We start from the raw sequence: 19,193 nt of genomic DNA, 5'->3' as shown, positions 1-19,193 counted from the left end.
GCCATCGAACCGCTTCGACGTCAGGCGCGGCTTTGCCGCGCCTTTTTCGTTTCTGGCTTCTTTCTTGTGCGGGCTCGGCTGCGTTCAGCCAGAGGCTGACCTTCGGTTCGCCGACGGCCGCGCATTCTCAGGGGTTACGCTCGGCGCCGCGCCGCGCTATCCCGCCCAAGTGAACGACACCCTCGCCCTTCAGGCACTTGCCGCCGTCATTTCCGATGAAGCCATGCGCCCCAGATTCCTCGACCTGACCGGCTTTGACGTGCCGACGCTCCGCGCGCGGGCGGGTGAAGCCGATGTGCTGAACGCGGTGATTGCCTTCCTCTCTGCCCATGAGCCGGACCTGCTGCGGGTGGCGGAGACACTGGGCGTGAAGCCCGGCGAGCTGGCGGGAGCGATGGTATGAGGCCGCGGCTGATCCTGGACTGTGACGAGGTCATCCTGGAGTTCGCCGGGCCCTTTGCGCAGTGGCTGCGTGAGGCACGGGATGTGGAGTTGAAGTTCGACAGCTCTGCGCTGATCGGCAACATGCGGCACCTGAGTGATGGGCGCCCGGTCGATCCGGCAGATTTTCCGGCGCTGCTGGATGGATTCTTCGAGCATGGGCAGCGGTTGCAGCAGCCGGCGGAAGGGGCTGTGGAGGTGCTGACCGCTTTGTCGAAGGATTTCGACCTGATCGTGCTGACGAATATTCCGGCGGCCTGGCGCGATATCCGGCTGGAGGTGTTGCGCGAGCGCGGGCTGGATGTGCCGGTGCATGCGAATGATGGGCCGAAGGGGCGAATGGTGAAGGAGCTGGCCGGCGACCGGCGGGCGGTGTTTGTGGACGATCTGCCGCCGCATCATTCGAGCGCGCTGAAGCACGCGCCCGAGGTGGGGCGGCTGCACATGGTGGCGGATGCGACGCTGAGGGGGTTGATTCCGGCGGCGCCGGACGCGCATGTGCGGATCGACCGTTGGGACGAGGCCGAGGGCTGGATCCGTGACTATCTGGAAAGGGCTGCATGATGGGCGTCGAGGATAAGCTGAAGGAATTCGGGCTGGTGTTGCCCGAAGCGGCGGCGCCGGTGGCCTCCTATGTGCCGACCGTCGAAGCGGACGGGATGCTGTATGTTTCCGGGCAGATCAGCTTTGCCGCCGACGGCAGCCTGATCAAGGGCCGGCTGGCTGACGACATGAGCGTCGAGCAAGGGCAGGCGGCGGCCGAGCGCTGTGCGTTGATGATATTGGCGCAGGTGAAGGCGGCACTTGGCGGCAGCTTCGGGCGGATCGAGCGGGTGGTGAAGCTGGGGGTTTTTGTGCAGTGCACGCCCGATTTCACGCAGCAGCCGGAAGTGGCGAACGGTGCCTCTGACCTGTTTGTGAAGGTGCTGGGAGACGCCGGCAAGCATGCGCGAGCGGCTGTGGGTGTGCCTGCCCTGCCGCGCGGAGTTGCGGTGGAAGTGGACGCGGTTCTGCAGGTTCGCTGAGGTGGCGGAGGCGGTTGCCCGGCTGATCAGCCGCGCGGCCGATGTTGCGGGCGAGGACTGGGATCGGCTGGCGGGCGGGGGAAACCCGTTTTCCAGCCACGCCTTTCTGACGAGCGTGGAGGACAGCGGCAGCGCCAGTGAGCGGGCCGGATGGCGGCCGCTGCATATCGTGGTGGATGGGGAGGACGGGCGGCCTGCCGGTATCTTGCCGGGATATCTGAAGAGCCACAGCCAGGGCGAATATGTGTTTGACCATGCCTGGGCGGATGCCTGGGCGCGCGCCGGGCTCAACTATTATCCGAAGCTGCAGCACGCGGTGCCGTTCACGCCGGCGACGGCGCCGAAGCTGCTGGCGGACGATCCCGAGGTGCGCGCCTTGCTGGTGGCTGCCAGCTCAACGGTGATCCGCGAGAATGGATTTTCCAGCTCGCACGCGACGTTTGTGAACGAGGCGGATGCGGTGGATTTTGCAGCTGGCGGCTGGATGGAGCGGAATGACGTTCAGTATCACTGGTTCAACGACGGCTATGCGGGGTTTTCGGAGTTTCTGGGGGCGCTGAGCTCGCGCAAGCGCAAGGTTTTGCGCAAGGAGCGGGAGGCGGCGCTTTCCGGGGTGGACGAGATTGTCTGGCTGTCGGGGAGCGACCTCACCGAAACGGCCTGGGACGCGTTCTGGGACTTCTATCAGGATACCGGCAGCCGGAAATGGGGGCGGCCCTATCTGACCCGGCGCTTCTTCTCTTTGATCGGCGAGCGGATGGCGGAGCGCGTGGTGCTGGTGATGGCGCGGCGGGGCGGGCGCTATGTCGCGGGGGCGCTGAATTTCCTCGGCGATGACTGTCTTTACGGGAGGCAGTGGGGGTGCGTGGAGGATATTCCGTTCCTGCACTTCGAGCTTTGCTACCACCAGGCGATCGATATCGCCTGCGCACGGGGGCTGGCGCGGGTGGAGGCCGGGGCGCAAGGGGCGCACAAGGTGGCGCGGGGATACCGGCCAGTGCTGACACGATCGTTCCATGATGTGGCCGACCTGCGGTTCCGCGATGCGGTGGCGGACTATCTGGAGCGGGAGCGGGCGGCTGTGGTGGGAGAGGCGTTTGCGCTCACGGAGGGGTTGCCGTTTCGGGAGGGGTGACGGGGGGGGGGTGTTGGGTCGCTGGGCTTTTTTGCCTCCGGCGGCCAAGGGCTCTGCCCGTCCAGCGCCGTCAGGCGATGGCAAGAAAACCCAAGGGCTCTGCCCTTGGAACCCGGCAGGGAAATGATTTCCCTGCACCCTCAGTGATCTACGTTGGTGCGCTTTCTAAGGCGTTGTGCGTGTGAAGATATTGGATTGCCTGCGGCGCCGGTCTTGCGCCGCAGGCAGTTAAACTGAGCACCTGCACCAAGCCATCCGATGCGCTCCCCATCATCGAGGGTGCAGGGAAATCATTTCCCTGCCGGGGTGCAGGGGCAGAGCCCCTGCGTTTCCGTCAGCCGAAATCCGAAGCCCGGTTGCCGAGCAGGAAGCGCGGCCCGGGGCCGGCTTGGTTGGCGCGGTCTTCTGGGTTGTAGAGTTTGCAGCGGTCGAGGCTGAGGCAGCCGCAGCCTATGCAGCCGTCGAGGAGGTCGCGGGTGTTTTCGAGCATGCGGATGCGGGCGTCCAGGCGGCTACGGATGTGGGTGCTGATGGCTTCCCAATCGGCCTGGGTTGGGGCGCGGCCCTGGGGGAGGGTGGCGAGTTCGGCGGTGATTTCGCTGAGGCTGAGGCCGAGTTGCTGGGCGATCATGGCGAAGGACAGGCGGCGGATGTCGGAGCGGAGGTAGCGGCGCTGGTTGCCGGCGGTGCGGATGGGTTCGACGAGGCCGCGGGCTTCGTAGAAGCGGATGGCGGAGACGCTGAGGCCGGTGCGGCGGGCGAGTTCGCCTATGGGGATGAGGGACATTCTGGGGGGCTTCCGAAATTGCTTGATCTCAACTTAGCTTGAGGTTGCATGGAGTGGAAGCCCGGCAAGCGAATCGGCGCTTGCGATGGCTGGAAGCGGAGGCTTCCGGCGCCTGGGATGCTGGAAGGAAGAGGCCATGGCTTCGGTTGTCGAGGATGAGCGGTCGGGCGGGGTGCGGCACCCGGATGCGGCGCTGGTGCGGATCGAGCATGTGAATCTGACGGTATCGGACCCGGCGCGGTCGGCGGCAATGCTGGAGTCGGTGTTTGGCTGGCAGGAGCGTTGGCGTGGGCCTTCGGCGATGGGGGGCTGGACCATCCATGTCGGATCCGGGTCGGATTATGTGGCGCTGTATACGCACGGCGGGGAAGCGCGGTTTCCGAAGGGGCGTCCGTTCAACCATCTGGGCGTGGAGGTAGAGGACCTGGATGCGGTGGAGGCCCGGGTTTACGCGGCCGGGCTGCTGCCGTTCAGCCATGGCGACTATGAGCCGGGGCGGCGCTTTTACTTCCTGGATTTTGACGGGATCGAGTATGAGGTGGTGAGCTACCGCGACGTGGCTTAACGGCCTATACCCTGTTGCTGCGGGGACGGGGAATGGCCATGAGGATTGCGCGCAGGGCGTTGCTGGTGGGGACGGCTGCTTTGGCGGCGACTGGCACGAAGGCTGAGGCTGCGCTGACATGCGACGGATGCCCTGATTGCGCGGGTGCGCAGGGAGGAGCGCGATCCGGCGTTGCTGACGGCTGCGGCGCGTGAGTCCGGGGAGCCAGGGGTGGCAGGATATGGCTGGCAGGTGGTAATGCCGGGCTGAGTGGGGAGAATCGATATGCGGAACGGGATTGGAGCGCTGCTGGCGCTGGGGTTGCTGGCAGGTTGCGCGACGACTGCCACCACGAGCGTGACTGCGCCGCCAGTTCCGCCGACCAGCATCGAGGCGGTGGGCATGCTGAGCCCGAGCATTCCGTTTCCGAAGGGGTATCTGGACCCCAAGGCACTGCCGGACAGCCTGGCGCTGCTGCCGCCTCCACCTGCGGCTGGAACTGCGGCCAAGGCGGCTGATGAGGAGGCGTTCAAGGCCGGGATGGCGGCCCCCGCCGAACGACAGGCGTTGGCGGCCGCGGACGCGGACCTGAGCAGCTGGGCGCATATCGTGAGCAGCTTCGAGCCGATTGTGGGGACTTCCCTGTCGGACGGGTCGAACCCGCATACCGAGATGCTGTTGCGGCGCTCAATTGCAGATGCCGGGGTTTCGACCGGAAAGGCGAAGGCGCACTATCAGCGGGTGCGACCCTTCGTGGAGAATAATGTGGGCACGTGCCGGCCACAGGATGAGCCAGCGCTGCGCAAGGACGGTTCCTATCCCTCAGGTCATACCGCGATCGGCTGGATGATGGCGCTGGTGCTGACCGACCTGTTCCCCGACAAGGCGGACGCGATCCTGCAACGGGGATATGACTTCGGGCAGAGCCGGGTGGTGTGCCGGGCGCACTGGATGACCGACACGGTTTCCGGGCGGACGATTTCGGCAGCTACCTACGCGCGGCTGCAATCGGACCCTACGTTCAAGGCACAGCGGGAGCTGGCTCGGGCTGAGTTGGCGAAGGTGGCTGGTAAGTAGGGTTTTTTTTGCCTCCGGCGGCCAAGGGCTTTGCCCGTCCAGCGCCGTCAGGCGATGGCAAGAAAACCCAAGGGCTCTGCCCTTGGAACCCGGCCCCCGGATCAAGTCCGGGGCAGGCATCCAATGATTTCCCTGCACCCTCAATGGTTTTGGGTGGGGTGCGATCTGAGCGCAACGTGGCGCCGCAGGCATTCTGATTGCCTGCGGCGCTTTGTTGTGCGTGCTCGAACGGTGGTGGCGGCTGCGGGATGAGGTCCCAGCTTCCGCTGGGACGACGCTTATCTGATGGGGTGCAGGGGATAAATTCCCCTGCCGGGTCCGGGCAGAGCCCGGCCGCCGGAGGCTTCGCGCGCTCTAGGGTTTGCGCGTCAGGCGATATTCGTTGCGGAAGCGCCAGTCCTGGCCGTCAATCCGGGTTTCGCGGCCCCAGACCAGCGTGTCGCCGGTGATGTTGAGGGTTTCGCGTATGTCGGCGGGGCGGCCGTCTTCGCTGCCGCGGCCCAGGAGGGTGAGGGCTAGCGGTTCGGTGGCGGCCGGGGTCATGTTGCCGGTGACGTTGAAGGCGATGCTGGTGTCGCCGGGGTTGCGGAACAGCCGCTTGCTGCCGGCGTCCAGCTGGATGGTGGCGGGTTGGCGGACGATGTGGCCCTTGCCGTCGTCGATGGTGAGGTCGAGCAGGGCTTTGCCGTCTGGCTGGAGCTTGCCGAGCATCGTTGCCGGCACCTTGTGTTGGGCGCCGGTGGCGATGTTGCGGAACTCGAGCGTGCCTTCCCAGCTGCCGACGAAGCGGGAGGCGGGTTGCGCGGTTGCGGCCTGAGCGGCTGCGTTGGAGGGCTGTGCTGCGGGGGTGGCCGTCAGCGGCGTTGCGGCCATGACTGCCAGCGCTGCGAGCAGGTTAGATGCCGATGCAGAGATATTTTGTCTCCAGATACTCGTCGAGGCCATATTTCGATCCCTCCCGGCCGATGCCGGATTCCTTGACGCCGCCGAACGGGGCGACTTCCGTGCTGATGATGCCTGTGTTGATGCCGACCATGCCATATTCGAGCGCTTCGGCGAGGCGGAAAACGCGCGACAGGTTCTGGCCGTAGAAATAGGCGGCGAGACCGAAGGCGGTGGCGTTGGCGGCGGCGATGACTTCGGCGTCGGTTTCGAAGCGGAAGATGGGGGCGAGCGGGCCGAAGGTTTCTTCGGTGGCGACGGCCATTTCGGCTGTGACGCCGGTGACGACGGTCGGTTCGAAAAAGGTGGCGCCGGCGAGGCCGGGGACGCGGTGGCGCTGGCCGCCGGCGACGAGCTTTGCGCCCTTGCCGACGGCATCGGCGATATGTTCTTCTGTTTTCTCGACCGCGCCGATGTCGATCATCGGGCCGATGTCGATGCCGGGTTCGGCGCCGTTGCCGATCTTCAGCGCCTTTACCCTGGCGACCAGTTTTTCGACGAAGGCGTCGTGGACGCCGGACTGGACGTAAAGGCGGTTGGCGCAGACGCAGGTCTGGCCGGCGTTGCGGAACTTGGATTGCAGCGCGCCCTCGACGGCGGCGTCGAGATCGGCGTCGTCGAGGACGATGAAGGGGGCGTTGCCGCCGAGCTCCAGGCTGATTTTCTGGATGTTCTGCGCGGCGGCGGCGTAGAGTTGCTTGCCGATTTCGGTGCTGCCGGTGAAGCTGAGCTTGCGGACGAGGGGGTTTTGCGTGAACTCGTCGGCGAGCGCCGAGGCGCTGCCGGTGATGACGCTGAGGAGGGCGGGCGGCAGGCCGGCTTCCTCGGCGAGGACCACGAGGGCGATGGCGGTGAGCGGGGTGGCGCTGGCGGGCTTCACGATCATCGGGCAGCCGGCGGCCAGCGCGGGTCCGGCCTTTCGGGTGATCATCGCGGCCGGGAAGTTCCAGGGCGTGATGGCGGCGGCGACGCCGATCGGCTGCTTCAGGACGAGGATGCGGCGATCCGCCTGATGCGGCGGGATGATGTCGCCATAGGCACGCTTTCCTTCCTCGGCGAACCATTCGATGAAGCTGGCGGCATAGGCGATTTCGCCTTTCGACTCGGCGAGCGGCTTGCCCTGTTCGGCGGTCATGATGGCGGCGAGATCGTCTTGATTGGCCATCATCAGGTCGAACCAGCGGCGCAGGACGGTGGCGCGGGCCTTGGCGGTGAGGGCTGCCCATGCGGGCATGGCGGCCTGCGCTGCGGCGATGGCTTCGGCGGCTTCGGCGCGGCCGAGTTTCGGGACTGTGGCAATAAGTTCACCGGTGGCTGGATTGGTGACCTGGATGCCATTTGCATCTGCTTCGATCCAGCGACCGGCGATGCGGTTTGCTCCGCGCAGCAGTTCGGGGCGGGCGAGAATGAGGGGCATGGGCTTCCTTTACACGCTTATGGTCTGGCGGTGCGGGTGGCAGGCTTTGCGCATCCGGGTCATCGCCGGTGTGGCCTGTGGCCGCCCTTCGGTTGCTATTCCGCGGGTTTCTCGATCTCTGCCGGGAGCGTCTCGGCGGATTTGGGGCGTTCGGTGATGCGGATGGCGATCAGGCTGATTTCGTAGAGGAGGATCAGCGGGATCGCGAGAAGGAGCTGCGAGACGACATCGGGCGGCGTGAAGACGGCGGCGATGACGAAGGCTGCGACGATGAAATAGCGGCGGAAACCGACGAGCTGGTCGCGGCTGAGGATGCCGGCGCGGTTCAGGAGCATCAGCAGCACCGGCAGCAGGAAGGCAAGCCCGAAGGCGAACAGGAACTGCATGATGAAGCTGAGATACTGGCCGACGGATGGAAGCGCCTCTTGGGAGACGCCGCTGTTGCCGAGATCGCCCTGGAAGCCGAGCAGGAAGCGCAGCGCGGTGGGAATGGCGACGAAATAGGCGAAGCTGGCGCCGAGCGCGAAGAGGAAGGGCGTGGCGGCGAGGAAGGGCAGCATCGCCTGCTTTTCCTGGCGATAGAGGCCGGGGGCGACGAAGCGCCAGAGCTGGGTGGCGACTATGGGGAAGCTGAGCATCAGGGCGCCGAAGAAGGCGACGCGGACCTGCACGAAGAAGGCCTCGAACACCTGGGTGAAGATTACCCGGTTCTGGCCGGCGGCGGCGAGCGGGCGGACGAGGAGGGCGAAGATGTCCTTCGCGAAGAAGAAGCAGACGAAGAAGGCGATGAGGATGGCGCCCACGGACCAGAGCAGGCGCGTGCGCAGCTCGATCAGGTGATCGATGAGCGGGGCCTTGCTGTCATCGATGTCTTTCATGGGAGCGGGCGCGGATCGGGGGTGGCGTGGGTTGCTTCGGCTTCGGTCGGGGTTGCTTCGGCTTCAGCGGAGCGTGCAGGTTCGGTGCTGGCTTCGGGGGCGGTCGTTTCCTGAACGCTCGGGTGTTCGGCCATGATCTTGCGGTTCTGTTCGGCCCACTGCTTTTCCATTTCCTCCAGCTCGGCCTGGCGCATCATTTCGTCGAAGCCGGAGCGGAGGTGGCGGGTCATGGCGCGAGCCTTGCCAGTGTAGCGGCCGACCGTGCGCAGGGCGTTGGGCAGATCCTTTGGACCAATCACCACCAGTGCGACGACGGCGATAAGAAGCAGCTCGGTTCCGCCGATCTCGAACATGGCTGTGTGGCGACGCCCTTAGCGGGGCGTCTGCTCGGGAGAAGTGGCCTGCGCGGCCGGGTTCTGCGTGACCTGCGCGGGCGGAGCCTGCGGCGTGGTGGTGCCACTGATATCGTCTTCGGCGAGGCCCTTCTTGAACGACTTGATGCCCTTGGCGAGGTCACCCATCATGTCGGAGATGCGTCCCTTGCCGAAGAGCAGGAGCACGACGAGGGCGACGATCACCCAGTGCCAGAGGCTCATGCTTCCCATGTGATCTTACTCCTGTGAGGGCGCGGGGCGCCTGTCATGATGGGCTATCTAATCGTTCGAAGGGTCCGACGCCAGTGCATCCGGTTCCGGTTCGTCGGTGTTTGCCCGACTGTCGGCTTCGGATTCTTCGGTCACGGCCGGCGGATCGAGGAGGCCGGCGGCCTTCAGCTCGGCAATGCCGGGGAGATCGCGGCGGGTTTCGAGGCCGAAATGGACGAGGAAAATGGGCGTCGTTGCATATTGCATCGGCCGGCCCGGGGATTCACGGCGGCCTGCCGGGCGGACGAAATTTGCCTCCATCAGCGTGTCGAGCGTGCCGCGCGCAGTCTGCACGCCGCGGATTTCCTCGATGTCGGCGCGGGTGACGGGTTCGTGGTAGGCGATGATCGCGAGGGTTTCGAGCGCGGCGCGTCCGAGTTTCTTCGGAACTTCGCGGGCGGCGGTGAGGACCGAGGCGCAATCGGGCGCCGTCTGGAACAGCCAGCGGCCGCCGCGCTGGACGAGGTTGATGCCGCGCGGGGCATAATCTGCCATCAGCGTTTCGAGAGCGGCGCCCAGGTCGCCCTCGCCGGCGTAGGTTCGGATGTCGGCGGGGGCGAGCGGCTCGGCGGCGGCGAAGAGGACGGCCTCTACGCGGCGCTGATAGCCGTCGACCTCAGTCGACATCTTCGACGTCGGCCTTTTCGCCGGTGACGCGCTGGCTGAGGGCGGCGGCCATGAACGGATCGAGCTCGCCGTCCAGCACGTCCTGCGGGGAGGTGCTGGTGACTCCGGTGCGGAGATCCTTCACCAGCTGGTAGGGCTGGAGGACATAGGAGCGGATCTGGTGGCCCCAGCCGATGTCGGTTTTGGTGGCGTTGACGGCGTTTGCTTCGGCTTCGCGGCGGGCGAGCTCGGCTTCGTAGAGGCGGGCGCGGAGCATCTTCCAGGCGGTGGCGCGGTTCTTGTGCTGCGAGCGTTCGGACTGGCAGGCGACGACGATGCCGCTGGGGATGTGGGTGATGCGGACGGCTGAATCGGTGGTGTTGATGTGCTGGCCGCCGGCGCCGGAGGCGCGGTAGGTATCGATCCGGCAGTCCGATTCCTTGATGTCTATTTCGATCGAATCGTCGATTTCCGGATAGACCCAGACGCTGGAGAAGCTGGTGTGGCGGCGGGCGGCGCTGTCATACGGGCTGATGCGGACCAGGCGGTGGACGCCGGATTCGGTCTTGGCCCAGCCGAAGGCGCCGTCGCCCTTCAGCAGGATGGTGGCGGACTTGATGCCCGCCTGTTCGCCGGCGTTGTAGTCGATCAGTTCGACCTTGAAGCCGCGGCGTTCGCCCCAGCGCATGTACATGCGCTGCAGCATTTCGGCCCAGTCCTGGCTTTCGGTGCCGCCGGCGCCGGAGTTGATTTCGATGAAGCTGTTGAGGCCGTCCGCTTCGCCCGAAAGGAGTGCTTCGACCTTGTCGTGTTCGGCCTTGGCGGCGAGTTCGGCGAGCGCTGCCACGCCTTCCTCGGCGAGGGCCTCGTCGCCTTCGGCCTCTGCCAGTTCGATCAGTTCGACCGTTCCCGCGAGATCGGCTTCGATCTTGCGGGTGGCGGTGATGGCCTCATCAAGCTTGCGGCGTTCGCGCATGAGTTCCTGCGCGGCGCGTGGATCGTTCCAGAGCGTCGGGTCTTCGGCGCGGTGGTTTAGCTGATCGAGCTTCTGGAGGGCGCGATCCCAGTCAAAGAAACCTCCTCAGCAGGGCAAGCGCCTGCTGGATTTTGTCGACGTGATTCTGGGCTTCGGCTCTCATGGGAGGGCGATGTAGTCAGCCGGTGGGCGAAAGGGAAGGGGCCACAGCCTTTGGCCGCCAGACCGTGAGCCGGAAGAGGAGGAAGATGAGGCCGGCACCGGCGGCGAAGGCCGCGTGCAGGAGCCAGAAATGCGTTGGCACCATGCTGTCGAGCTTGCCGCCGATCCAGCCGACCATGGCGTTGCCGGCGAAAAAGGCGAGATAGTAGAGGCCGATGACGGTGGCGTTGATGGCGGGCGGCGCCATGCGCGCGAAGAGGGCGAGGCTGATCGGCAGCATGTGCGCGAAGCCGATCGAGTTCAGCACATGGAAGGCGACCGGCCAGGCGAGACCGATCTTGCCGCCTTCGGGTTGGGTGATCGCGGCCATCACAAGGCAGAACATCCCCGCCGTGGTGAAGGCTGAGCCGATGAGGATCTTCTGCAGCTCGTCGGGCTCCGTGCGGGTTTTGCCCCACCAGCGCCAGAAGAGGGCGACGAGGGCGAGGAAGGAGACGCTGACGATGGCATCGAGTGTGATCAGCCAGGTGGTGGGGAGGCGGGTGCCCAGAAACATGAGATCGAAGTTGCGGTCGCCCCAGACCAGATAGGCGTTGAAGATCTGCTGGTTGGGGATGATCGCCATGGCCATCACCGGGATGAGGGCGAGAAGGGAAAGGGTGGCGATCCACTCCTGGCGGGTGAGGGGCGGGCGGGCCGGTGCATCGGCGGACTTGCGGATGGGCGGATCGTTGGGGAGGTGGCGGGTGCCGCTGATGTAGATGGCGAGGCCGATGAGCATGCCGACGCCGGCGGCGCCGAAGCCCCAGTGCCAGCCCACCTTTTCCCCCAGCGTGCCGACGATCAGCGGGGCGGCGATGACGCCGGCGTTGATGCCGAGATAGAAGATCTGGAAGGCGTCAGCGCGGCGGTTGTCTTCCGGACCGTAGAGGCTGCCGACCTGACTGGCGATGTTGCCCTTGAAGAGGCCGGTGCCGATGATCAGGCAGAGAAGCGCGAACAGGAAGGCGGGCTCGAAGGCCATCAGGAAGTGGCCGAAGGCCATGGTGATGGCGCCGAGCAGGACGGTGCGGCGCTTGCCGAGGAAGCGGTCGGCAATGAAGCCGCCAGCGATGGGGGTGAGGTAGACGAGCGAGGCGTAGGTGCCGAAGATGGCGCTGGCGAGCGGCTGGCCCTGCAGGCCGAAGAAGGACTGCAGCGGCTTGAACAGCCAGACCTGCTCCACATTGCCCGGGAGGAGCAGGTAGTTGACCATGTAGAGGACGAGGAGCGCCTGCATCCCGTAGTAGGAGAAGCGCTCGAACGCTTCGGAGAAGGACAGGTAGCCGAGGCCCTTGGGGTGGCCGAGGAAGGCGCGGTCGTTAGGGTTAGCTTCGGGGTTTGGGTGCATTTTTTCGTTCCGTTGGTATGTGCGGGGCGCCCCCACCCCTGCCCCTCCCCTGCAGGGGAGGGGTTTTTAGTAGATGCCGCCTTGTTGTCTCAGGAAGTCGCTGTCGGATTTGACGCGGGCCTTTGGCTGGGCCGGTTGCAGGGCCTTCAGGTCCTCTGCCGTGCGGTAGATGCGGCGCGGTTCGCTTTCTGGCTTGAAGGCTTCCCAGATGACGCCGGCCTTGGGGTCTGTACCCGGCCAGGTACCGTAGACGCGGCGGCCGGAGCGGCGGTCTATGCGGACCATGCGGATGCCGGCCGGGGCGAGGAAGGGGTCGGGTTCCTGCGGGTTGTCCTTGAACGCTTCGGTATAGAACTGCTTCCAGATGGGGGCGGCGAAGGTGCCGCCCTGCAGGCCGCCAAGGTTACGCGGCTTGTCGTGGCCGATGTAGAGGCCGGCGACGAAATTGGGGGTGCCGCCGACGAACCAGACGTCCTTGGGGCCGGTGGTGGTGCCGGTTTTCCCGGCGATGGGGACGCCGAGCGAGCGCAGGGTGACGGCGGTGCCGCGCTGGATGACGCCCTCCATCATGTGGGTGACCTGATAGGCGGTGCGGGCGTCCATCACCTGCCGGCGCGTGTCGGCCGGGCGGGGCATGCGCTGGCCCTGCCATGTGGCACTGTTGCAGCCTTCACAGGGGCGCGGGTCGGCGCGATAGAGCGTCTTGCCGTTGCGGTCCTGCACGAGGTCGAAGAGGATCGGCTCGACGGCGCGGCCGTTGTTGAGCAGGATGGAATAGGCGTTGACCAGCCGCATCGGCGTGGTTTCGCCGGCGCCGAGCGCTATGGCGAGGACCGGCTGGTAGTCGCCGATGCCGAGGTCCTTGGCGAGCTTCACCACATTGTCCATGCCACTGTTGTAGGCGATGCGGATGGTCATCAGGTTGCGCGACTGTTCGAGACCCCAGCGCATGGTCTGCGCGCCGGCATAGCCGCCGCCGAAGTTGCGGAAGCATTTCGTGCCGAGGCTGCGCGACTGGTAGACGCAATAGGGGGCGTCGGCGACGATCGACGCGGGGGTCATGCCGTTGTCGAGGCCGGCGGCATAGACGAAGGGCTTGAAGCTGGAGCCGGGCTGGCGCTGGGCCTGGGTGGCGCGGTTGAAGCTGGAGCCGCGGACGTCGAAGCCGCCGACCATGGCGAGGACGCGACCGGTTTGCGGTTCCTGGACGACGAGGGCGCCGGAGACTTCGGGAATCTGGCGCAGGCCGTAGTTGCTGCCGGAGATCTTCGCGACGGGGATGACGTCGCCCACCTTCAGCTGCTGCCAGGCGGCGACGCCGTTGCGCTGGCGGGTGGCGTCGCCGTTGTACATGAAGCCGGTGGTGCCGTCGGTGAAGCCGAGGCGGAGGCCGCCCGCCGGCGAGCCGAGGACGACGGCGGCGCGCCATTCGGGGTAGCCGACGCCGACATTGGCGGCGCGCAGGCGGGATTCCCAGCCGTCGCCAGCGTCGATCGTGGTGACGGGGCCGCGCCAGGCGCGGCCGCTGTCGTAGCGGACGAGACCGTTGCGCAGCGCCTTTTCGGCGGCGGCCTGGATGACCGGATCGATGGTGGTGCGGACCCAGAGGCCGCCGGCATAGACGCTGTTGGGGCCGGCCTTCGCGTCTTCGCCGAACTTGTCGATCAGCTCGCGGCGGACTTCTTCGATGAAATAGCCGCCGGTGGTGGCCTGGCGGGCGGCGACGCCGGAGCGGCTGGTGACGATGGGGCTTGCCTGCAGCGCGCGCGACTGTTCGGGCGTGAGGAAGCCGTTCTTGCCCATTTCGCCCAGCACATAGTTGCGCCGTTCGAGCGAGCGGGCATAGTTGGTGGCCGGATTGAAGGAGGAGGGCGCCTTCAGCAGGCCGGCGAGGAAGGCGGCTTCCTCGGGGCGGAGCTCGGAGGCGGGCTTGCCGAACCAGGCCTGGGAGGCGGCCTCTATCCCGTAGGCGTTGCGGCCGAGGAATACCTCGTTGAGGTAGAGTTCGAGGATCTGCTCCTTGGTGAACTGTTCCTCAATGCGGCGGGCGAGGATCGCTTCGCGCAGCTTGCGGCCGATGGTGACCTCGTTGGTGAGGAGAAGGTTCTTCGCCACCTGCTGGGTGATGGTGGAGGCGCCGACCGGGCGCTTGTCGGAGCCGAGCGACTTGAGGTTGGTCCAGACGGCGGTGGCAATGCCGGCGTAGTCGAGACCGCCATGCTGGAAGAAGGTCTTGTCTTCTGCCGAGGTGACGGCCTGCACGACGACCGGCGGGATTTCCGAATAGGGCAGATAGATGCGGCGTTCCCGGGCGAAGGTGTGGAAGGGCGTGCCGTCGGACGAGCGCAGCGTGGTGGGGAGGGGCGGCTGGTAGTTTGCGAGGCTGGCGGCATCCGGGAGGCCGCGGCCGACGAGCAGCCAGAGCAGGAACAAGCCGACAAGGCCGAGCGCCACGGCGGCGCCGGCGAGGATCCGGACGCGGCGCGGGATGCGCGCGTAGAGCTCGCGGAGTTTCGCGAGGAACTGCGGCTGGGTTCGTTCGGCTTCCGGTGTGGCGACGTCCATCGCAGCCGCTTTAGCGCGGCGTTTCCGGTTGGGACAGCGACTTTTCGGTGAAGCGAGCTGGGGGATAGCGGCGGTTTTCCGCCCCCAAGTTTTCGCTGCTGGCAGGTGCGGCGCAGGAGGCGCATGTGCCGCGGCATGGAAAAGATCGGGAAATTGTGGCTGGTTGGCGCGGGGCCGGGTGACCCCGACCTGCTGACGCTGAAGGCGGCGCGGCTGATCGGCGAGGCCGATGTGCTGGTGCATGACGGGCTGGTGGGCGACGGCGTGCTGGCGATGGCGCGGGCCGAGGCGGAGCTGATTTCCGTGGAGAAGCGGCGCGACCGGCATTCCGTGCCGCAGCAGGAAATCAATGCCTTGCTGGTGCGCAAGGTGCGCGCGGGCCTGAAAGTGGTGCGGCTGAAGGGCGGCGATCCGTTCGTGTTCGGGCGTGGCGGCGAGGAGCTGGAGGCGGCGCGCGCGGCCGGGATCGGCTGCGAGGTGGTGCCGGGCATTTCGGCGGCGCTGGGCTGCGCGGCGGAAGCCGGGCTGCCGCTGACGCATCGGGCGCTGGCAAGTGCGGTGAGTTTTGTGGCGGGGACCTGCCAGGGGCTGAAGGAGCAGGACTGGCGCGGGCTGGCCGGGCCGGGACGGACGCTGGTGGTATACATGGGCGTGACGACTGCCGGGCCGATTGCCGAGAAGCTGATGAGCGACGGGGTTTCGCCGGACATGCCGGTGGCCGTGCTGGAGCGCGGGACGCTGCCGGGTGCCCGGGCGATCCGCACCTTGCTGGCGGGCCTGGGTGAAGTGGTGGCGCGCGAACAGGTGCGCAGCCCCGCCGTACTGGTGGTTGGCCGGGTGGCCGGGCTCGCCGAGGCCGAGGATATCATCGCCGGCCAGGCCGCGCAGGTTTTTCAGGAAATCGGTCAATGGTGAAATTGTTGACGGGCAACGAGCTTCTGCGCGGCGACGTGCTGTGGTGGAACGGTTCGGGGTGGAGCACCTCGATCCGCGAGGCGGTGGCCGTGGATTCGGATGGCGCGGAGATTTTGGCGCGCGAGGCTGTGGGGGAACGGGTGAGCGACCTGGCGCTGATCGATGCGGATGAAGTGGACGGTCGCTGGCGGCCGGTGAAGGCGCGGGAGCGGATTCGGGCCTATGGGCCGACGGTGCGCGCCGATCTGGCTCTGGCCGGCGAGGAGTGGCGCTGATGTATCGCTATGACGAGATCGACCAGGCGCTGGTGGATGCGCGGGTGGCGGAATTCCGCGACCAGGTGGAGCGGCGGATTTCGGGGGTGATCGACGAGGATCATTTCAAGCCGCTGCGGCTGAAGAACGGGCTCTATCTTCAGCTGCACGCCTATATGCTGCGGGTGGCCATTCCCTATGGGACGCTTTCCTCGGCGCAGATGCGGATGTTGGGGCATATCGCGCGGAAATATGACCGGGGCTACGGGCATTTCACGACGCGGCAGAATATCCAGTACAACTGGATCCGGCTGGAAGAGGCGCCCGACATTCTGGCCGAGCTGGCGACGGTGGAAATGCATGCCATCCAGACTTCGGGGAACTGCATCCGCAATATTTCTTCCGACCAGTATGCAGGCGCTGCCGCCGATGAGGTGGACGATCCGCGCGTATGGGCGGAGCTGCTGCGGCAATGGTCGAGCTTCCACCCGGAGTTCAGCTATCTGCCGCGCAAGTTCAAGATCGCGGTGATCGGCGCCGAGGAAGATCGGGCGGCGATGAAGCTGCACGATATCGGCCTGCAGCTGGTGCGCAAGGATGGCGAGCTGGGCTTTGCTGTCTATGTGGGCGGCGGCATGGGGCGGACGCCGATCATTGCGCCGCTGATCCGCGAGTTCCTGCCGGTTGCCGAGTTCCTGAGTTACTGCGAGGCGATCCTGCGGGTTTATAACCGCTATGGGCGGCGGGATAATATCTACAAGGCGCGGATCAAGATCCTGGTGAGCGAGCTGGGCGCGGCCGAGTTCACGCGGCAGGTGGAGGAAGAGCATCTGCATGTGCTGACGCTGGGGATCGATGCCCCGGCGGCGGAGCTGGAGCGGATCCGCGGGTTCTTTGGGGAACCGGATTTCGAGAAGCTGGCAGATGAACTGCCGCCGGCCGCCCTGAAGGCGGGGCCGTTTGCGCGCTGGGTGAAGCGGCAGGTGGCGGCGCACAAGGTGCCCGGTTACCGGATCGTCAATATCTCGCTGAAGCCCGTGGGGCAGATACCGGGGGATGCCTCGGCCGAGCAGATCGAGGCGATTGCGGCCTTGGCCGAGCGGTTCAGTTTCGATGAGGTGCGGGTGACGCATGCGCAGAACCTGGTGCTGCCGCACGTGAAGGCGAGTGATCTGGAAGCCGTGTATGCGACGCTGAAGGAGATCGGGCTGGCGGACGCCAATCTGGATCTGGCGACCGACATCATCGCCTGCCCGGGGCTGGATTATTGCGCGCTGGCGAATGCGCGCTCGATCCCGGTGGCGCAGCAGATTGCCGAGCGGCTGGCGCCGAAGGAGAGCGAGCTGGGCGAGCTGAAGATCAAGATCTCGGGCTGCATCAACGCCTGCGGGCATCACCATGCCGGGCACATCGGGATTCTGGGCGTCGACCGGAAGGGCAAGGAGAATTACCAGCTGCTGCTGGGTGGTTCGGGTGCGGAGGATACCAGCCTGGCGCAGATTCTGGGGCCGGGTTTTGACGAGGAGGGCATCGTGAATGCCGTGGAGAGGCTGACCGACGCCTATCTGGAGCAGCGGGAGGACGGGGAGCGATTCCTGGACACCTATCGCCGGCTGGGAGCGGCTCCGTTCAAATATGCGGTCTATGGGGAGTCGGCCTTTGGCTGAGTTGTTTGCGATCGATGGCCGGGCCGTGGAAGATGCCGAGCCCGACGTGGTTCTGGCGCCCGAGGAGGATGTGCGCAGCCATCAGGGGCTGGGCAATCATCGGGTGATCGGCCTTGCCTTTCCGAAGTGGCGGGATGGACGGGCCTATTCCTCGGCGCGCATCCTGCGGGAGATGGGTTTTGCGGGCGATATCCGGGCGATCGGCGACCTGACGGTGGACCAGCTGGTATTCCTGAAGCGGGTCGGGTTCAGTTCGGTGGCCAGCGAGCGGCCGATCGATCCGGCGGTGGCGGCGGCTGCCCTGGCGCGCTTTCCGGAGGTTTATCAGAAGGCGGCCGACGGGCGCGTTCCGGCCTGGGCGTTGCGGCATCCCACCGCCGGAAAGGCAGCCGAGTGAAACCCGCGGTACAGCCCGCCCTGCCGGACGTCCGCTGGGCGTTTGGGGATGTGGCTGAGCTCAACTCTGTCTATGCGGACAGGGCGGCCGATGCGCTGGCGGACGTGCTGACTTCGCCTGCCTTTGGGCGGGTGGCGCTGGTGTCCTCGTTCGGGGCGGATTCGGCGGTGCTGCTGCATATGGCGGCTGCGATCCGCAAGGATGCGCCGGTGCTGTTCGTGGAGACGGGCTGGCTGTTTCCGGAGACGCTGCGCTATGCCGAGGATCTTTCGGCCTATCTGGGGCTGACGGATGTGCGCTGGCTGCGGCCGGAGCAGGCGGTGCTGGACGCGAAGGATGCGAAGCGGCTGCGCTGGAGCTATGATCCGGACGGATGCTGCGACATCCGCAAGGTGCAGCCGCTGGATGCCGGGTTGGCGGATTTCGATCTGTGGATTTCGGGACGAAAGAGCCATCAGAACAAGGCGCGGGCGACCTTGACGCTGTTTGAGCGGGATGCTGCGCGGTTGAAGCTGAACCCATTGCATGATTGGACCGGTGCCGGGATCAATGCCTATGCGGCGACGCAGCAGCTGCCGCCGCATCCGCTGGTGGCGGATGGCTATCCCTCGATCGGCTGTTCGCCCTGCACCTCGCGCGTGCAGCCGGGCGAGGACCCGCGGGCCGGGCGCTGGCGGGGGTGGGATAAATCGGAATGCGGGATCCACAAGCCTTCGGATGACAGCGAACCGGTATTTTAGAGCGAGCCTCGATTTGATCGCATGAAATCGGCCGCTCCAGGCCGATCAGGCGATTCCGCCTGTTTGGAACAGGCTTTAGGCCACACTTGCCATTGTCCTGCGGGGCTTTAGGGTTTCGCGCATGGCGGATCATCGGATTGTGGCAGTTGAACTGGATGAGCGTACTGTCATCTGGCGCAATGCCGATGTGGAGCAGGAACGGCGGGTTGCGATATTTGACCTGCTGGAAGGGAATGTCTTTCGGCCGGTGGAGGTTCGTGGCGACGGGCCGTGGCGGCTGGTGCTGCGGGTGGAGGACGGCCGCCTGGCAATGGACCTGACGGAAGAGGGCGGGGCCGCGACCGGCTCGGTACTGCTGGGGCTGGGGCCGTTCCGACGGGTGGTGCGCGAGTATTTCGCGATCTGCGACAGCTACTACAAGGCGATCCGCAATGCGGCGCCGAGCGCCATCGAAACCATCGACATGGCGCGGCGGGGGATTCACAATTCGGCGGCGGAACTGCTGATGGAGCGGCTTGACGGGCGGGTGGAGATGGATTTTGACACCGCGCGACGGCTGTTCACGCTGATCTGCGTTTTGCACATCCGGCAGTGAGGAAGGACCAAGTTTGAGTATCGCTAACCCCGGCGC

Annotated in this window: 22 protein-coding genes; 12 read left to right on the top strand and 10 right to left on the bottom strand. The window is 66.1% G+C overall.

Annotated elements, in window-relative coordinates; translation table 11 throughout:
- Positions 1–64: 64 nt before the first annotated feature.
- The 4 genes from IM784_RS09885 to IM784_RS09870 are packed head-to-tail and all read left to right on the top strand — an operon-like array spanning position 65 to position 2,601.
- Positions 65–403: a DUF3572 family protein gene (locus IM784_RS09885; RefSeq protein ID WP_207791727.1), complete on the top strand. Its 339-nt coding sequence runs from the start codon at positions 65–67 to the stop codon at positions 401–403.
- Positions 400–1,005 (top strand): HAD family hydrolase, encoded by a 606-nt coding sequence (locus IM784_RS09880; RefSeq protein ID WP_199555166.1) that lies wholly within the window; start codon positions 400–402, stop codon positions 1,003–1,005. The genes IM784_RS09885 and IM784_RS09880 overlap by 4 nt, the downstream gene beginning before the upstream one ends.
- Positions 1,005–1,466, top strand: a complete 462-nt coding sequence (locus IM784_RS09875; RefSeq protein WP_199555430.1) for a RidA family protein — start codon at positions 1,005–1,007, stop codon at positions 1,464–1,466. Before IM784_RS09880 ends, IM784_RS09875 begins: the two co-directional genes overlap by 1 nt.
- Before the next feature lies 1 nt (position 1,467).
- Positions 1,468–2,601: a GNAT family N-acetyltransferase gene (locus IM784_RS09870; RefSeq protein WP_328799503.1), complete on the top strand. Its 1,134-nt coding sequence runs from the start codon at positions 1,468–1,470 to the stop codon at positions 2,599–2,601.
- 334 nt (positions 2,602–2,935) lie between these two features.
- Here the strand turns inward: IM784_RS09870 and soxR are convergent, their stop codons facing one another.
- Positions 2,936–3,388, bottom strand: a complete 453-nt coding sequence (gene soxR / locus IM784_RS09865; protein ID WP_199555164.1) for a redox-sensitive transcriptional activator SoxR — start codon at positions 3,386–3,388, stop codon at positions 2,936–2,938.
- Positions 3,389–3,524: 136 nt separating this feature from the next.
- Between soxR and IM784_RS09860 the strand changes: the two genes are divergently transcribed.
- Together IM784_RS09860 and IM784_RS09855 are read left to right on the top strand one after the other, a co-directional pair.
- Positions 3,525–3,953, top strand: a complete 429-nt coding sequence (locus tag IM784_RS09860; protein ID WP_199555163.1) for a VOC family protein — start codon at positions 3,525–3,527, stop codon at positions 3,951–3,953.
- A gap of 264 nt (positions 3,954–4,217) precedes the next feature.
- The gene (locus IM784_RS09855; protein ID WP_199555162.1) at positions 4,218–5,009 is read left to right on the top strand and encodes an acid phosphatase; all 792 of its coding nucleotides are present in this window, start codon (positions 4,218–4,220) and stop codon (positions 5,007–5,009) included.
- A 354-nt stretch (positions 5,010–5,363) separates the two neighbouring features.
- On the opposite strand, the gene IM784_RS09850 is transcribed toward IM784_RS09855, so the two are convergent.
- The 9 genes from IM784_RS09850 to IM784_RS09810 all read right to left on the bottom strand — a co-directional run bounded on the left by IM784_RS09850 (position 5,364) and on the right by IM784_RS09810 (position 14,589).
- Positions 5,364–5,882: a hypothetical protein gene (locus IM784_RS09850; protein ID WP_199555161.1), complete on the bottom strand. Its 519-nt coding sequence runs from the start codon at positions 5,880–5,882 to the stop codon at positions 5,364–5,366.
- 22 nt (positions 5,883–5,904) lie between these two features.
- Positions 5,905–7,368, bottom strand: coding sequence for an NAD-dependent succinate-semialdehyde dehydrogenase (locus tag IM784_RS09845; protein ID WP_199555160.1), 1,464 nt, complete (start codon positions 7,366–7,368; stop codon positions 5,905–5,907).
- Between the two features lie 95 nt (positions 7,369–7,463).
- Positions 7,464–8,246 (bottom strand): twin-arginine translocase subunit TatC, encoded by a 783-nt coding sequence (tatC, locus tag IM784_RS09840; RefSeq protein ID WP_199555159.1) that lies wholly within the window; start codon positions 8,244–8,246, stop codon positions 7,464–7,466.
- Entirely contained in the window at positions 8,243–8,599 is a 357-nt protein-coding gene (gene tatB, locus IM784_RS17730; RefSeq protein ID WP_199555158.1) for a Sec-independent protein translocase protein TatB, read from the bottom strand. The genes tatC and tatB overlap by 4 nt, the downstream gene beginning before the upstream one ends.
- Positions 8,600–8,617: 18 nt before the next feature.
- Positions 8,618–8,851, bottom strand: a complete 234-nt coding sequence (locus tag IM784_RS09830) for a twin-arginine translocase TatA/TatE family subunit (protein WP_199555157.1) — start codon at positions 8,849–8,851, stop codon at positions 8,618–8,620.
- 48 nt (positions 8,852–8,899) lie between these two features.
- Entirely contained in the window at positions 8,900–9,517 is a 618-nt protein-coding gene (scpB, locus tag IM784_RS09825) for an SMC-Scp complex subunit ScpB (RefSeq protein WP_199555156.1), read from the bottom strand.
- Positions 9,507–10,635 (bottom strand): peptide chain release factor 2 gene (gene prfB / locus IM784_RS09820; RefSeq protein ID WP_199555155.1). Its coding sequence is split into 2 segments (ribosomal slippage): positions 9,507–10,565 and positions 10,567–10,635, totalling 1,128 coding nucleotides; the frame shifts between segments, so codons are not numbered across the junction. Before prfB ends, scpB begins: the two co-directional genes overlap by 11 nt.
- Before the next feature lie 15 nt (positions 10,636–10,650).
- Positions 10,651–12,024 (bottom strand): peptide MFS transporter, encoded by a 1,374-nt coding sequence (locus IM784_RS09815; RefSeq protein WP_199555154.1) that lies wholly within the window; start codon positions 12,022–12,024, stop codon positions 10,651–10,653.
- 66 nt (positions 12,025–12,090) lie between these two features.
- Positions 12,091–14,589 (bottom strand): penicillin-binding protein 1A, encoded by a 2,499-nt coding sequence (locus IM784_RS09810; RefSeq protein WP_199555153.1) that lies wholly within the window; start codon positions 14,587–14,589, stop codon positions 12,091–12,093.
- A 135-nt stretch (positions 14,590–14,724) separates the two neighbouring features.
- Between IM784_RS09810 and cobA the strand changes: the two genes are divergently transcribed.
- The 6 genes from cobA to IM784_RS09780 all read left to right on the top strand — a co-directional run bounded on the left by cobA (position 14,725) and on the right by IM784_RS09780 (position 19,157).
- The gene (gene cobA, locus IM784_RS09805; RefSeq protein ID WP_199555152.1) at positions 14,725–15,504 is read left to right on the top strand and encodes a uroporphyrinogen-III C-methyltransferase; all 780 of its coding nucleotides are present in this window, start codon (positions 14,725–14,727) and stop codon (positions 15,502–15,504) included.
- A complete protein-coding gene (locus IM784_RS09800) occupies positions 15,498–15,779 on the top strand; it encodes a DUF2849 domain-containing protein (protein WP_207791726.1) in 282 nt (93 codons plus the stop codon). The genes cobA and IM784_RS09800 overlap by 7 nt, the downstream gene beginning before the upstream one ends.
- A complete protein-coding gene (locus IM784_RS09795; RefSeq protein ID WP_199555151.1) occupies positions 15,779–17,425 on the top strand; it encodes a nitrite/sulfite reductase in 1,647 nt (548 codons plus the stop codon). The genes IM784_RS09800 and IM784_RS09795 overlap by 1 nt, the downstream gene beginning before the upstream one ends.
- Positions 17,418–17,822: a DUF934 domain-containing protein gene (locus IM784_RS09790; protein ID WP_235976946.1), complete on the top strand. Its 405-nt coding sequence runs from the start codon at positions 17,418–17,420 to the stop codon at positions 17,820–17,822. Before IM784_RS09795 ends, IM784_RS09790 begins: the two co-directional genes overlap by 8 nt.
- Positions 17,819–18,562 carry a phosphoadenylyl-sulfate reductase gene (locus IM784_RS09785; protein WP_199555149.1) on the top strand — a complete coding sequence of 248 codons (744 nt, stop codon included), beginning with the start codon at positions 17,819–17,821 and terminating at the stop codon, positions 18,560–18,562. The genes IM784_RS09790 and IM784_RS09785 overlap by 4 nt, the downstream gene beginning before the upstream one ends.
- Positions 18,563–18,683: 121 nt before the next feature.
- Entirely contained in the window at positions 18,684–19,157 is a 474-nt protein-coding gene (locus tag IM784_RS09780; protein WP_199555148.1) for a UPF0262 family protein, read from the top strand.
- Positions 19,158–19,193 lie beyond the last annotated feature (36 nt).

It is taken from the genome of Sandaracinobacteroides hominis, from assembly GCF_016464365.1.
Lineage (GTDB): Bacteria > Pseudomonadota > Alphaproteobacteria > Sphingomonadales > Sphingomonadaceae > Sandaracinobacteroides > Sandaracinobacteroides hominis.
Note: the sequence above shows the minus strand (reverse complement) of the source record. Positions and strands in the feature narration are given on the sequence as shown.